Raw genomic sequence first — 15,105 nt, forward strand, 5'->3', positions numbered from 1 at the left:
CCGCATCGTCTTGGCTGATCGGACAAGATCGAAGTGCTTGGCTAGTACGATCGGACAACATGGACGTCGGAGGAGTGCGGCTCGGCCAACTCCTGCTGGCCCTGGATACGACAGTCGCCCGGCTGATCGAAGCGCCCCGGGGCCTCGACCTGACCGTCGCCTCGGCCGCGCTGATCGACGCCGACGACGTGAGGCTCGGAGTGGGGCGAGGCGCAGATTCGGCCGACGTGTTTTTCCTTGTCGGCGTCGCCGACACCGAGGCGCAGCACTGGATCGATCGTGGCCCGGCCCCGGTCGCGATCTTCGCCAAAGAACCCTCCCCAGCGCTGATAGCTCGTGCGGTCGCGACCGGCACGGCGGTGGTGGCCGTCGATCCCCGGGCCAGGTGGGAGCGGCTCTATCGCTTGGTCGACCACGTCCTGGAACACCACGGCGATGCCGAGAACGACTCCGGCACCGATTTGTTCGGGCTGGCGCAGTCCCTGGCCGACCGGATCCACGGCATGGTGAGCATCGAGGACCAGCAATCCCATGTGTTGGCCTATTCGGCGTCCAATGACGAGGCCGACGAGTTGCGGCGGTTGTCTATCCTCGGTCGCGCCGGGCCGCCCGAACACCTCACCTGGCTAGGCCAGTGGGGCATTTTCGACGCGCTGCGCGCCGGCGGCGACGTGATACGCGTTCCCGAGCGACCCGAGTTGGGACTGCGACCGCGGCTCGCGGTGGGCATCCACCAGCGAAGCGTCGACGACCGTCGAGCCCCCGCGTTCGCGGGCTGTATCTGGGTGCAGCAGGGGTCGATGCCGCTGGCCGACGATGCCGAGGAGATGTTGCGCGGCGCCGCGGTGCTGGCCGCCCGCATCATGTCCAGGCTCACCGCCAAGCCGTCGATCCAGGTTCTGCGTGCCCAACAACTACTCGGGCTGGCCGACAGCGGACCGGTCGATCTGGCCACAATCGCGCGCGAGCTCGGTGTGGTCGCCGACGGTCAGGCCGCACTGGTCGGATTCGACGTCGTCGACACCACCGAGTCAGCCCGGTCCGACCGGCTAGTCGATGTTCTTGCGCTCAGCGCCAACGCTTTTCGCGCCGACGCACAGGTCGGCTCACGCGGGTCGCGGGTATATGCGGTGTTTCCGCAGACCACCAAGCGGTCGTCACTGCAATCCTGGATCCGCGGCACGATCGGCGCGCTGGATTCCGAGCTGAATGTGCGGCTTCGGGCGGTGCTCGCCGCGCCGTTGGCCGGGCTGAACGGGCTGGCGTCGGTCCGGGCGGACATCGACCGGGTACTCGATAGTGCTGAGCGCCATCCTGATTCGTTCCCAGCGGTGACATCGCTGGCCGAAGCCCGAACGACGGTTTTGCTCGACGAGATCGTCACGATGGTGGGCGCCGACGAGCGGCTGGTCGACCCACGGGTCCGGCAACTACAGGCTCGCGACCCAATGCTGACCCACACGTTACGGGTGTATTTGGATGAGTTCGGCGACGTCGCGAGCGCGGCCCAGCAGTTACATGTGCACCCCAACACCGTGCGCTACCGGATCCGGCGGATCGAGACGATCCTCACATCGTCGTTGGACGACCCCGATGTCCGGTTGCTGCTGTCGCTGGCACTTCGGGTCGCCGAACGCGCCTCGTAAATGTGCGCGGAGTCGTGCAACAGTTATGTTCAGCGTGACGGTAAATGAAAGAGGGGCAACATTTTTCCGTCAGCTAAGCTGCGCTGGTGACAGATCACCCGACCGCGTACCTGGTGCTGGCCTCTCAGCGAAGCGGCAGCACCCTCCTCGTGGAGTCGTTGCGCGCGACGGGTGTGGCTGGCGAGCCCCAGGAGTTCTTCCAGTACCTTCCGACCACCAGCCAGTCGCCGCAACCGCGCGAATGGTTCGCCGGTGTCGACGACGAATCGATCCTGAGCCTGCTCGACCCGCTCGACGAGGGCAAGCCCGACCTCGCCCCGCCGGAGATCTGGCGCGACTACATCCGCACCGTCGGACGGACCCCGAACGGTGTGTGGGGCGGCAAGCTGATGTGGAACCAGACACCGCTGCTGCTCGACCGCGCCGCCGGCCTGCCTGATCGGTCGGGCGAGGGACTGCTCTCCGCGATCCGCGACGTCGTCGGCCAAGACCCACTGCTCGTCTACGTCTACCGGCCGGATGTGGTGTCGCAAGCGGTGTCGTTCTGGCGAGCGGTACAGACACGGGTCTGGCGCGGACGGCCCGACCCTGTGCGCGACGCCCGAGCCACCTACCACGCGGGCGCCATCGCGCACGTGATCACGATGCTGCGCGGTCAGGAAGAGGGCTGGCGCAACTGGTTCGCCGAGGAGAACGTGAAGCCGCTGGAGATTCCCTATCCGGTGTTGTGGCGCAACCTCACTCAGGTGGTCGGTGACATTCTCGAGTCCCTGGGGCTGGATCGCGGTCTGGCACCCGACCCGGTGCTGGAACGCCAGGCCGATAAGCGTTCCGACGAATGGGTAGACCGGTATCGCGAAGACGCCGAGAAAGAGGGGTTGCCGCTGTGACCGCATCCGTTGAGACCACGCACGTCGACGAATTGCGGCTGCTGGAAGCCGAAGCCGTGCACATCATCCGCGAGGTGGTCGCCGAACTCGAGCGCCCCGTGCTGCTGTTCTCGGCCGGCAAAGATTCCATCGTCCTACTTCGATTGGCGGAGAAGGCTTTCCGGCCACTACCCCTGCCGTTCCCCGTCATGCACGTCGACACCGGGCACAACTTCCCCGAGGTGATCGAGTTCCGCGACCGCCGGGTCAGCGACCACGGCCACAAGCTGATCGTCGCCTCGGTTCAGGAATCGATCGACAAAGGCCGCGTACCGGATCCGGGTCCACGTGCGTCGCGCAACCGGGCGCAGACCCGCACGCTGCTCGACGCGCTCGAGGCCGGCGAATTCGACGCCGCGTTCGGGGGTGCCCGCCGCGACGAGGAACGCGCCCGCGCCAAGGAGCGGATCCTGAGCTTCCGCGACGAATTCGGCCAGTGGGATCCCCGCGCCCAGCGCCCCGAGCCGTGGTCGTTGTACAACGGCCGTATCAAGAAGGGTGAACAGGTCCGGGTGTTTCCACTGAGCAACTGGACCGAGCTCGACGTATGGCGATACATCGAGCTGGAAGGCCTTGAAATACCGTCGATTTACTACGCGCACGAGCGTGAGGTCTTCGAACGCGACGGCATCCTGCTGGCCGTGTCGGAGTACACCAGCCCGGAGGAGGACGAGCGAGCCGCGACGGAGTGGGTCCGCTACCGGACCGTCGGCGACCTGACGATCACCGGCGCGGTGCGTTCACGTGCCACCGACATCAGCGGAGTGATCACCGAGATTTCCGCGGCGACGGTCTCCGAGCGCGGCGAGACGCGCGCCGACGACCGTACCTCCGCCGCCGCCATGGAGGACCGCAAGCGAGAGGGCTACTTCTGATGACACGCCAACTGCTGCGCATCGCCACCGCGGGATCGGTCGACGACGGCAAGAGCACCCTGATCGGACGGTTGCTGCACGACACCGACAGCCTGCCGCTCGACCACCTGGAAGCGGTCACCGACGAGGAAGGTGTCGCCGACCTCGCGGCATTGTCCGACGGCCTGCGCGCCGAACGCGAACAAGGCATCACCATCGATGTGGCTTACCGCTTCTTCTCCACCGAAAGCCGCAGCTACATCCTCGCCGACACTCCGGGTCACGAGCGTTACACCCGCAATATGTTCACCGGCGCCTCCAATGCACACGTGGCTATCTTGCTGGTCGACGCCCGCGCCGGCGTGCTGCGGCAGACCCGGCGCCACGCGCGGATCGCAAAGCTGTTGGGCATCAAGCACTTTGTCGCGACCGTGAACAAGATCGACCTGGTCGACTTCGACCAGAAACGGTTCACCGAGGTCGAGACCGAACTTCAGCAGCTGGCCGCCCGACTGGGCAACATCGAGATCACTGTGATTCCGATCGCGGCGAAGCTCGGAGACAACGTCGTGCACGCCTCCGAGAACACCCCGTGGTACCACGGGCCGACGCTGCTGGACTACCTGGAAAGCATCGAATTGACTGCGCCGCAGGCCGAGCCGGCACGATTGCGCCTGCCAATCCAGTGGGTCTCGCGGCCGACCGACGAGCAACGGCGTCGCTACACCGGACGCTTGGCGGCAGGCACGCTGTCGGTAGGCGACCCAGTAATTTCGCTGCCCGCCGGGACCCGCTCGACGGTCACCGCGCTCGACACGCTCGACGACGAGCGCACCACCGGTGTTGCGCCGCTGTCGGTGTCGATCGAACTGGCCGACGACATCGACGTGGGTCGCGGCGACGTGCTGGTCAGCGGTGCCGAGGAGGCATCGCTGCCGGTGCTGGCCCGCGAATTGCATGCGACCGTGTGCTGGTTCGTCGACACTCCGCTGCGAGCCGGAGATCGGCTGGCACTCAAGCAAACCAGCAACAGCGTCCGCACCACCGTGCAGGAGCTGCACTCACGGCTGGATCCCGAAACGCTCGACGAGCTCGACCAGCCGGTCGAGCTGGCGCTCAACGATATCGGCACCGTCACCCTACGGACCAGCTCGATCGTCATCGCGGACCCGTACAACGACAACCGGGACAGCGGCGCATTCATCCTGATCGACGAGACCACCAACGACACCGTCGGCGCCGGCACCATCATCGAGGCGCGCGAGATCAAGCCCGGCACTCACTCGCGCACCGACATCCGTTGGCATCCCTCGGCATTGGACCGCGATCACCGCTGGCAGGCCACCGGCCAGGCCGGCGCGACAATTTGGTTCACCGGCCTGCCCGCCTCCGGCAAATCGACCATCGCGGTCGCGGTGGAGCGTGCGCTGGTCGAGTCCGGGCGAACGGCGTATCTGCTCGACGGCGACAATCTGCGGCACGGCCTCTCCGATGATCTCGGGTTCTCCCCCGGCGATCGCACGGAAAACATCAGGCGGGTCGGTCATTTGACGCGTCTGCTCGCCGACGCCGGTGTGGTGGCGTTGGCGTCGCTGGTATCTCCGCTGAAATCGGACCGCGAGACCGCGCGCGCCCTCAACGACGCGGCCGGGCTGCCCTTCATCGAGGTGCACGTCGCCACGTCGCTGGCCGAATGCGAAAAGCGGGACCCGAAAGGGCTTTACAAGCGGGCGCGCAGTGGCGAGCTCAAAGGTCTCACCGGAGTCGACGCACCCTACGAGGCGCCCGAGGACGCTGACCTCGTCCTCGACACCGCCGGCGCCGACACTGACGAGCTGGCCGCGCAGGTGATTGCTTTGCTCGACAAGCGCAGTCCGCGACCGTTGAGCTAGACCAAAACCTTGGTCTTCGCGTAGATCTCGGCGAGGAACTGCTCGACGGCAATCGCGGCGTGGCCGGCCCGCGCCGACCCGAAAATGTCGAAAGCGTGCTGCGCGTAAGGTAGTTCGGCGTACACCACCGGCTGTTGGCTGACTTCACGCAGCCGGGCGCTGAACGCCCGACCCTGCTCGACGGGAATCAACGAGTCGTTCGTCCCGTGTAGCACGAAAAATGGTGGTGCGTCAGCAGATACGTGGTTGATCGGCGACGCTTCCCGGAAGGCTTCCGCTATGTCGCGACGCCCCATCTTGAAGACGTACTTGCCGAGCATCGGCGCCATCAGCGGGTGGACCGCCTCTTCACGGTTGAAGTCGTAGAGACCATAGAACGGAACCGCGGCCCGCACGCTGGTATCGGCGTCCTCGAATCCTGGCTGGAACCGCGGGTCGTTCTGCGTGACCGCCGCCAGCGATGACAGGTGCCCGCCGGCCGAGCCACCGGTGATCGCGACCCAATCCGGGTCGCCTCCGTATTCGGCGATGTGCTCCTTGGTCCACGCCAACGCCCGTTTGACGTCGACAATCTGGTCCGGCCACGTCGACCGCGGGCTGAGCCGGTAGTTGATCGCGACACACACCCAGCCCAGTTCGGCCAGATGGCTCATCAACGGATACGCCTGCTGCCGTTTGCTTCCCACCATCCACGCGCCGCCGGGCACCTGCAATAGCACCGGCGCCTTGCCGCCGCGATCCAGGTCGGGCCGTCGCCAGATGTCGAGATGATTGCGCGCGCCGTGCTCGCCGTAGGGGATGTTGGTGTCGTGCGCGTAATCGCTGTAGATGCGCGCCATTCGGAGCACGCCCGGTGACTTGGCCGTTCCCGCACCCGCCGGTCGCTTCCATAAGTCCGACGACTGGGTGCGGCGGTCGGGACCCAGCCCGGCGTCCAGCGCCGCTGTCAACGGCACCGTCGACTGTTGACCGATGCGGTTCAGGTTGAGTAGCCCCAACCAGGACAGCGCCGATATCAGCCAGCTGAACTTCCGCGCATGCGGCGAGAGTTTTCGCGTGACCGCGGCCAGCAACGCGAACTGAGCGGCGATCACCTGCAGCGGCAACTCGGACGCGAATACCCCGAAACTGAACGCGTACATCGAGAGATAGCCGCGCTTACTCAGCGGCCGGTAGCCGTTGGCCGTGCCCATGAGGCCGGCCAGCGAAGCCAACACGGCTGACAAATTCTTCACGACCACCACTTAACCACAGGAGTTTCAGGTCACTGGAAACACTTGCGTCACTTCAGTTTCATGCGTCGAATCGTGTCGGTGGGTGTCGTTAGAATTCGAACATGCGTTCGAGTAGTCGTGAGGATGTCGTCGAGGGTCTCGACGCGCTGCGCGCTGTCATGAAACGCACCCTGGACCTCGGGTTCGACGCGTTGACCACCCCCGAGCGGCTCAACGTCCTGGAAAGCTTCGAGGTGTTCCGCCGGCAGCTGCCCGCCGTCGAGCACGAGCTGATCAACGAGCTGGGCCACGAAGACCAGGCGGTGCTGGGTGGGAAACTACCCGCGGTGCTGGCCGACCGGCTCCGGATCAGCCGTTCAGAGGCGTCCCGCCGTATCCACGAAGCCGCCGATTTGGGCGAGCGGCGGGCCTTGAACGGTGAGGTGTTGGCGCCGGTGTTGCCGGCGACCGCCGCCGCCCAACGCCGTGGGGATCTGAGCGTGGCCCATGTGGCGGTGATCCGCTCGTTTTGGCAACGCATCCCCGACGTTGTTGATGTCGGCACCCGCGCACGCGCCGAAGAGGAGCTGGCTTACCGCGCCACCGAGCACCGCCCCGACGCGTTGTCGAAACTGGCCGACCGGCTGATGGACTGCCTCAACCCCGACGGCGACTTCTCTGATGTGGATCGGGCTAAGCGCCGCGGCGTGACGATCGGTCGCCAGGACATCGACGGCATGAGCAAGATCAGCGGCTATTTGACCCCGGAGGCGCGGGCCACCTGGGATGCGGTGTTCGCCAAACTCGCCGCACCCGGCATGTGCAACCCCAACGACGCTGAACCCTGCATCTCCGGTACCCCGTCGCAGGACGCGATCCAAGGCGACACCCGCGGCGCCCACCAACGCACCCACGACGCCCTGCTCACCGCCGGGCGCGCCCTACTAGCCTCCGGCGACCTCGGCCAACACAACGGGCTACCCACCAGCATCATCGTCACCACCACACTGCAAGAACTCGAAGCCGGCGCCGGGCGGGGTTTGACCGCCGGCGGCACCCTGCTACCGATGTCCGATGTCATCCGGCTGGCCCAACACGCGCATCACTACCTGGCCATCTTCGACAAAGGGAAAGCCCTGGCGCTCTATCACAGCAAACGCCTGGCCACACCCGCCCAACGACTCGTCCTCATCGCCAGAGATCGCGGCTGCACCTTCCCCAGCTGCGACATCTCGGGCTACCACTGCCAGGTCCACCACGACAACCCCTACCGCACCAACCCCATCAGCGACGTCAACCACATGACCCTCACATGTCCCCCCAACCACGCCCTCACCGAACAAGGCTGGACCACCCGCAAAAACAGTCGCGGCGAAACCGAATGGATCCCACCACCCCACCTCGACCGCGGCCAACCCCGCACCAACACCTACCACCACCCCGAAAAACTCCTCCAAAACGGAGACGACGACGAAGCCGCCTAACTATTGCCGCCACCCAATCGGCGGGCATAGCGTTCCCCCATGGCCCAACGGCGGGATCCACGAATCGTCATCATCGGCGCCGGCATGTCTGGGATCGCCGCAGGTCATGTGCTGCGGCAGTCCGGCTTCCACGACTTCACCATTGTGGAGAAAGGCTCGGACGTCGGCGGTGTCTGGCATTGGAACCGCTACCCCGGCCTGCGCTGCGACGTGCCGTCTTACGGCTACCAATTCGCGTTCGCACCGAAGCCCGACTGGGGCCACGTCTGGGCGACGGGTGACGAGATCCAGCGCTATCACCGCGACCTGATCGACGATCTGCAGCTGCGGTCCCACCTGCGGCTCAACTGCGAAGTCACCGAGGCGGTGTTCACCGGCGGCCGATGGCGGCTAAGCACCGCCGACGGCGGCCGACTCGACGCGGACTTCGTCATCGCCGCCACCGGAGTCCTGCACCAGCCGTTCATCCCCGACTTTCCCGGCCTCGACTCGTTCGCCGGTCCGGTGGTGCACACCGCGCGCTGGACCAACATCAAGACCCGAGGCAAGCGAGTCGGCGTCATCGGCACCGGTTCGACTGGTGTGCAGGTCTTTTCGGCGTTACAACCTGACGCGGCCCACATCACCCACTTCGCCCGCACGCCTCAATGGGTGATGTGGATGCCGATGAGAATGCCGCAACCACGCATCGTCGGCCACCTACTCCGACGACTACCAAGGCAGGACAAGACGGTCAGGCTGTCGCAGTTCATCGGCTCCGACTATCTGACCGACCTGGTCATCCGGCCCACGTGGCGGCGCCGGGCGGCTCAGCGCTACGGGGCGATGTGCCTACGAGTCTTGGTGCGCGACAAGAAACTTCGGGCCCGGCTGAGACCGGATTACCAGCCGTTCTGCAAGCGTCAGGTGCTCTCCGGCGACTACTACCGCCGCATCGGCAAGCCGAATGCGAGCTTCGTCAGCGAGGCCATTGTCGAGATCACCAAGACCGGTGTGCGGACCGCCGACGGCGTTCACCATGAACTCGACGTGCTCGTGCTGGCCACCGGCTTCGCCGCGCACAACTACATGCGACCGATGGCGGTGCGCGGCCGCGATGGGTTGTCGATCGACGACGCGTGGGCCAAGGGCCCACGGGCTTGGGGCATGACTGCGATTCCCGGATTCCCGAACCTCTTCATGGTGCTGGGCCCCAACTCGCCCACCGGGTCCATGTCGCTGCAGCACACCGCCGAGTTGACCGCCCGCTATATCGCCAAGTGGCTGAACCGCTTTCGCGACGGTGAAATCAACGCCGTCGAGGTCACTGAGGAGGCCACCGATCGCTTCGCCGACGAGGTCGCCGAGGCGATGGTGCCGACCGTGTGGAACACCGGCTGCAACTCATGGTACTTCGCGGACGATAATCACATCGACCTGTGGCCGTTCGACCGGAAGCGGTTGACTCGCATGTTGACTCAGCCCCAGGACGCCGACTACATCTTGACGTAAGCCGGGATTATTCTCGCCGCTCCTCCGCATCGCTTCACTCTGCATCGTCGTCGGCGGGATTATTCTCGCCGCTCCTCCGCATCGCTTCGCTCTGCATCGTCGTCGGCGGGATTATTCTCGCCGCTCCTCCGCATCGCTTCGCTCTGCATCAACGTCGGCGGAAGCAATCTCCGCCGCCAGCCTTGCATTCGACAGCACCAGCGCGACGTTGGCGGCCAGCGATGCGCCGTGCGTCTCGCGGTGAAAAAACTCGAGCAGGAACGGCGTGACGTCCTTACCGTGCACGCCCGCCGCCTCGGCGGCAGCCAGCGCATCGCCCAGCACTCGGTCGTGCAGCGCGCGGTCCATCTCGTCGTCGGGCGCGATGGGGTTGGCAAGCAGCAGCCCATAGCGATCGGTGCCCAGCTGACGCCGGGAGTGCAGCACCTCGGCGACCTGCCTCGGGGTCTCGACCCGCCAGCCCACCGGATAGCCGGAATCGGCCAGGTAGAACCCGGGGAACCGATCGGTGCGGTAGCCGATCACCCCGACATTGAGCGACTCCAGCCGTTCCAGGGTGGCCCCGACATCCAAGATCGACTTGACGCCGGCGCACACCACCAGCACGCCGGTCCGCGACAGCGTCATCAGATCCGCGGACTCGTCCCAGGTGTCGCGCGCACCCCGATGAACTCCGCCCAACCCGCCGGTGGCGAATACTGAAATACCCACTGTCGCAGCCAAATGCGCGGTCGACGCGACCGTCGTCGCACCGTCGCCACAGCGCGCAGCCAGCACCGCGACGTCACGAACGCTCACCTTGACCACCGTGTCGCTCTCGGCGACGTGCCGCAGCGCCGCATCGTCGAGTCCGATGTGCGGCTCGCCGCCGATGATCGCGATGGTCGCCGGTACAGCCCCGCCCGCGCGCACCGCCGCCTCGATATCTCGGGCAACCCGCAGATTATCCGGCCGCGGCAGACCGTAGCTGATGATCGTGCTCTCCAGCGCAACGACCGGCCTGCCGGCAGCCAGCGCATCAGCCACCTCGGGAAGGACCTGCACGGGTTGAACCCTACGGCTTAATTGCCCAATTCCTCCCCATCGCGCTACGCGCTCTGCATCGTCGTCGAGCTACGGCTCAATTTCCCGACTCCTCCCCATCGCGCTACGCGCTCTGCATCGTCGCCGGGCTACGGCTTAATTGCCCAACTCCTCCCCATCGCGCTACGCGCTCTGCATCGTCGCCGGGCTACGGCTGCTCGGGCGTCTCGGTCACGGTGTAGCTCGGGTCGTTCATCGCCACTTCGTTGTTGCCGCTCTGGGTTGCCTTCCCGGTGACGCGCAGAACCTGACCCGGCTCGATATCGTCACCGTGACCGGGCTGGAATGTCACCCGGACATCGCCGCTGTCGTCGCCGAGGACGATCCACCGGAATGTCTTTCCCCGCTTGGTGATGTCTTCGACCTGGCTGACCCGGCCCTCGACGGTGGCGCGGCGTCCCGGAACCAGGTTGCCCACCTCGATCACCTCCGCGGGCTTCTCTGGATGCTCGTAGGCCTCGGTGGGCTCGTCGTCGCCACGCCAGATCCGCATCTCGATTTCCTCGATCTTGGAGGCGATGCGTTGCTCCAAGATATCCGGGAAGGCCTGCCGGATCCGCGACTGGACGTCGTAGGGAACGATGGTGGCCGCGGCGTCCGGCACGCGGCTGACGGCACGCGAGATCTTGTCCGCGGTCTGGTCGTGCAGCAGCCGTCCGAGCACCGGTGCGTAGGTCCGCCGCGGCAGCAATACCGTCACGTGGGTGTCGCGATGTTCGTTGCGCGCCTTGATCACCAGCTTCTGCACCGCGCGAACGATTTGCCGGTCGGGGCAGTCGATCACCCGCAGCCGGGTGTCGAGTTCGAAGTTGTCCCAACGCTTCCGCAATTCCGCGGCCCGGTCCGAGTCGATCATGAAGTGCACCGCGACCAACTCGTCGGCCCGCAGGCCCTTGCCGTAACGCAGCGCTTCGAGCACGGCGAGGTCCAGCGAGTTCACACAGACGAAGACGCGGTGACGCGCATACTTGGTCATCTGCGGGCGATCGGTGCGGAATGCCTCGAGAATCGCCGACTCGGCCCGGTATTCGCGGTTGAGCCGGATCAGCGCGAATACCAACACCGGGAAGACCACCACGACCAGCCACGCGCCCTCGGTGAACTTGGCGACGGCGAAGATTCCCACCACGATCGTCGACAGCACCGCCGCGGAGAAGTTGATCGCCAACCGGTACTGCCAGCCACGCTCGCGCTCGGTCAGGTGGTGTTTGGACATGCCGTAACCGGCCATCGAGAAGCCGGTGAACACCCCGATCGCGTAGAACGGCACCAGCGCATTGACCGATCCGCCGGTGAAGACCAGCAGCGCCACCGACAACACGGCCAGCGTCAGGATGCCGTTGGAGAAGACCAGTCGATACCCGCGCTGCATCAGCTGACGGGGCAAAAAGCGGTCCTCGGCAACGAAACTCGCCAGCGCGGGAAAGCCGTTGAAGCTGGTGTTGGCCCCGGTGTAGAGGATCGCTGCGGTCGACACCTGGACTAGCACGTACATGGTGTCACCGACGACCCCGTTGCCGAATACCGCGCGGGCGATCTGGGACAGCACCGACGGGTATTCACTGAGGAACGGCGCAGCGTGCGTGGCGTAGGCGAGATAGCCGACCCCGGCCAGCAGGATACCTAGGATGCAGGCCATCGCGGTCAGTACACGGCGCGCGTTGAGGCTCTGCGGCTTACGAAAGACATTGACGGTATTGGAGATTGCCTCGACACCCGTCAACGACGAGCCACCATTGGCGAAAGCTCGTAACAGCACCAGCACCGTCGCGCCCATCACCAAACCGCTGCTGTGATGCACCGGAACCGCCCCGACGGCATGGCCTGGATCATATTGCGGCAGGCCCCAAACCAGATGCCGGACAACGCCGGTCACGATCATCACCAGAATCATGACCACGAACGAATAGGTGGCGATCGCGAACGGCAGCCCCGCCTCACGTAACCCGCGCAAGTTCAGATAGCAGATCAACAGCACGACCCCGACGGTGATCTCCAGGCTGTAGGGGCCGAGCGCGGGCACCGCCGACGCCACCGCGACCGTGCCTGCCGCCGACTGCACCGCCACCGTCACGATGTAGTCGATCAACAGCGCCGCGGCGGCCACCTGTGCCACCTTTGGTCCGAAGTTCTCCCGCGCCACGATGTACGACCCGCCGGCCTTGGTGTAGGCCATGACGACCTGCCGGTACGACGCTGCCACCAGCGCGAGAATCAGCAGGATGACGCCCATGATCGGCAGCAGCAGAACGAATGCCGCCAGCCCGGCGTGCGGCAGCAGTTCGGTCAGGATCTGCTCGGGACCGTAGGCGGTCGAAGAGATCGCGTCAGGCGAAAGCGCCCCCAGCGCAACGGGATTCGACAACCGCTCGTTGGAGAGCTCCTGGGTGATCAGTGGCTTACCCAGGAAGACGCGCTTAATTACGTCGGCGAAAGACGGAGGAACTTCCTGATCTTCAGCTGACGACGTCACACCCTAAGCGGTACTACGCGTGACCCGCTGGGGTCAAGGCGTCCGGATCGACTCGTGCGATGCGTGACTCGACGTCGTAGGGCACGATGATCGCGGTCGCACCCGGGATGCGGCTGACCGCCCTGGCCATCTTGTCGGCGGTGCGGTCGTGCAGCAGGCGGCCCAGCATTGCGGAGTAGGTCCGGCGCGGAAGCAGCACCGTCACCTTCGTGTCCGGGTGGTTGCGCTTGACCTGCAGGACGAATTCCTGTGCGACCCGGCTCAGGTTCCGATCCGGGCAGTCGATGACCTTGAGTTGGGTGTCGTGCTCGAAGTGCTGCCAGCGCTCCTGCAGCTTGGCGGAGTGCTCGGCGTCGACGACGAAGTGCACGGCAAGCAGTTCGTCTGCGTGCAGTCCCTTGCCGTAACGCAGCGCCTCGACCTCGGCAAGGTCGACGGAGTCGACGAACACAAAGACCCGCAGTCGTGCGTATCTGGCCAGTTCGGGCCGCTCGGTCCGCGACATCTCCAAGACCGACGCTTCGGCCCGGTACTGCTTGTTCAGCCGAATCAGGGTGTAGACCAGAATCGGGAACACGATCACGACCAGCCAGGCGCCCTCGGTGAACTTGGCCACCACGAAGATGCCGACGACGATTGTCGACATGAGCCCGGCGGAGAAATTGACCACCACCTTGCGGCGCCAGCCCGGTCCGCGACGGGTGTAGTGGTGCTTGGCCATGCCGAAGCCGGCCATCGCGAACGCGGTGAACACACCGATCGCGAAGAAAGGCACCAGCGCGCTCAACTTCGCACGGGTCACCAGCAGCAGGGCCACCGCGAGTGCGGTGAGCGTGATGATGCCGTTGGAGAACACCAGCCGGTGACCGCGCTTGGTCAGCGGGCGCGGCAGGAAGCGGTCCTCGGCGACGAAGCTCGCCAGCGCCGGGAAGCCGTTGAAGCCGGTGTTGGCACCCGCGAACAGGATCGCGGCGCTCGATGCCTGCACGGAGAAGTAGAGGATGTTGCCGAGAACGCCGTGTCCGAAGACCGTACGGGTGATCTCCGAAAGCATCGAAGGGTACTCGTCGAGGTACGGGGTGGCGTGGGTGACGTGCGCGAGCCATGCGACGCCGGCCAGCAGCACCGCCAGAATGCACGCCATCAGCGTCAGCACCTTACGGGCGTTTACACCCTGGGGCTCGCGAAACACATTGACGGTGTTGGAGATCGCCTCGACACCGGTCAGCGATGTGCCACCGTTGGCGAAGGCGCGAAGCACCACCAGGACCGTCGCGCCCATCACCAGACCGTTGCCCTGATGCACCGGCACCGCGCCGTCGATGGTTGCCGGGTCGTACTTCGGCAGACCCCACATCGCCTCGCGGATCAGGCCGGTCACGATGGTCAGCAGGATCATGCCGACGAACCAGTAGGTGGTGACCGCGAAAATCCTTCCGGATTGCCGCAATCCGCGGAGGTTGGCAATACAGATCAGGATCAGTACGGCGATCGTGAGTTCCAGGTGATACGGCCGCAAGATCGGAATCGCGGACACGACAGCGACCGTCCCGGCCGCGGGTTGCACGGCCGCCGTCACCACGTAGTCGATCAGCAATGCCGCCGCGGCGATCTGCGCGATCCGGGGCCCAAAGTTGTCTCGCGCGACCATGTACGCCCCACCCGTGCGGGTGTACGCCATGACGACGCCGCGGTAGGACGCCGAAACCAGCAGCAGGATCAGCAGAATCACGCCCATGATCGGCAGCAGCAGAGTGAATGCTGCCATTCCCGCCCGCGGCAGGAGTTCGATCATCACCTGCTCGGGACCGAAGGCAGTCGACGAGATGGCGTCGGGTGAGATTGCGCCTAAGGCAACGGGATTCGAGAGTCGCTCGGAGTCGAGCTGTTCACTCGTCAGTGGCTTGCCGAGAAAGAAACGCTTCCAACCGTCGCTGAATGACGGCGGAATGCTTGAATCGCGCTGCGATGCTGTAACCACGTATCACTTTCCTCCGGAGTCAGCGACCCTTGTGGAGCACAAATCATCCACGCAGATC

At 65.5% G+C, this 15,105-nt stretch carries 9 protein-coding genes and 1 pseudogene; 6 read left to right on the forward strand and 4 right to left on the reverse strand.

The annotated features are described in order from the left end of the window. Window positions 1-59 precede the first annotated feature (59 nt). The 4 genes from MKK62_RS02075 (at window position 60) to cysC (ending at window position 5,321) form a co-directional block, all read left to right on the forward strand. Window positions 60-1,646: a PucR family transcriptional regulator gene (locus tag MKK62_RS02075; protein ID WP_240262634.1), complete on the forward strand. Its 1,587-nt coding sequence runs from the start codon at window positions 60-62 to the stop codon at window positions 1,644-1,646. A gap of 86 nt (window positions 1,647-1,732) precedes the next feature. Continuing rightward, the gene (gene stf0 / locus MKK62_RS02080; protein WP_240262633.1) at window positions 1,733-2,536 is read left to right on the forward strand and encodes a trehalose 2-sulfotransferase; all 804 of its coding nucleotides are present in this window, start codon (window positions 1,733-1,735) and stop codon (window positions 2,534-2,536) included. Further along, a complete protein-coding gene (gene cysD / locus MKK62_RS02085; protein WP_240262632.1) occupies window positions 2,533-3,450 on the forward strand; it encodes a sulfate adenylyltransferase subunit CysD in 918 nt (305 codons plus the stop codon). Before stf0 ends, cysD begins: the two co-directional genes overlap by 4 nt. Further along, a complete protein-coding gene (cysC, locus tag MKK62_RS02090) occupies window positions 3,450-5,321 on the forward strand; it encodes an adenylyl-sulfate kinase (protein ID WP_240262631.1) in 1,872 nt (623 codons plus the stop codon). Before cysD ends, cysC begins: the two co-directional genes overlap by 1 nt. Here the strand turns inward: cysC and MKK62_RS02095 are convergent. Beyond that, entirely contained in the window at window positions 5,318-6,514 is a 1,197-nt protein-coding gene (locus tag MKK62_RS02095) for an alpha/beta hydrolase (protein WP_240263867.1), read from the reverse strand. The two genes, cysC and MKK62_RS02095, sit on opposite strands and share 4 nt — an antisense overlap. Window positions 6,515-6,657: 143 nt before the next feature. Here MKK62_RS02095 and MKK62_RS02100 point away from each other — a divergent pair, with 143 nt between their 5' ends. Continuing rightward, window positions 6,658-8,019: an HNH endonuclease signature motif containing protein gene (locus MKK62_RS02100; RefSeq protein WP_240262630.1), complete on the forward strand. Its 1,362-nt coding sequence runs from the start codon at window positions 6,658-6,660 to the stop codon at window positions 8,017-8,019. Window positions 8,020-8,058: 39 nt separating this feature from the next. Then, the gene (locus MKK62_RS02105; protein ID WP_240262629.1) at window positions 8,059-9,510 is read left to right on the forward strand and encodes a flavin-containing monooxygenase; all 1,452 of its coding nucleotides are present in this window, start codon (window positions 8,059-8,061) and stop codon (window positions 9,508-9,510) included. A gap of 111 nt (window positions 9,511-9,621) precedes the next feature. Here the strand turns inward: MKK62_RS02105 and MKK62_RS02110 are convergent, their stop codons facing one another. The 3 genes and pseudogenes from MKK62_RS02110 to MKK62_RS02120 all read right to left on the reverse strand — a co-directional run. After that, window positions 9,622-10,554: a pseudouridine-5'-phosphate glycosidase gene (locus tag MKK62_RS02110; protein WP_240262628.1), complete on the reverse strand. Its 933-nt coding sequence runs from the start codon at window positions 10,552-10,554 to the stop codon at window positions 9,622-9,624. Window positions 10,555-10,741: 187 nt separating this feature from the next. Then, window positions 10,742-13,066, reverse strand: a complete 2,325-nt coding sequence (locus MKK62_RS02115; protein WP_240262627.1) for an APC family permease — start codon at window positions 13,064-13,066, stop codon at window positions 10,742-10,744. A gap of 40 nt (window positions 13,067-13,106) precedes the next feature. Further along, window positions 13,107-15,047: pseudogene (locus tag MKK62_RS02120) on the reverse strand (APC family permease); the annotation flags it as partial. Window positions 15,048-15,105: the final 58 nt, after the last annotated feature.

This window comes from Mycobacterium paraterrae (genome assembly GCF_022430545.2).
GTDB classification, from domain to species: Bacteria; Actinomycetota; Actinomycetes; order Mycobacteriales; family Mycobacteriaceae; genus Mycobacterium; species Mycobacterium paraterrae.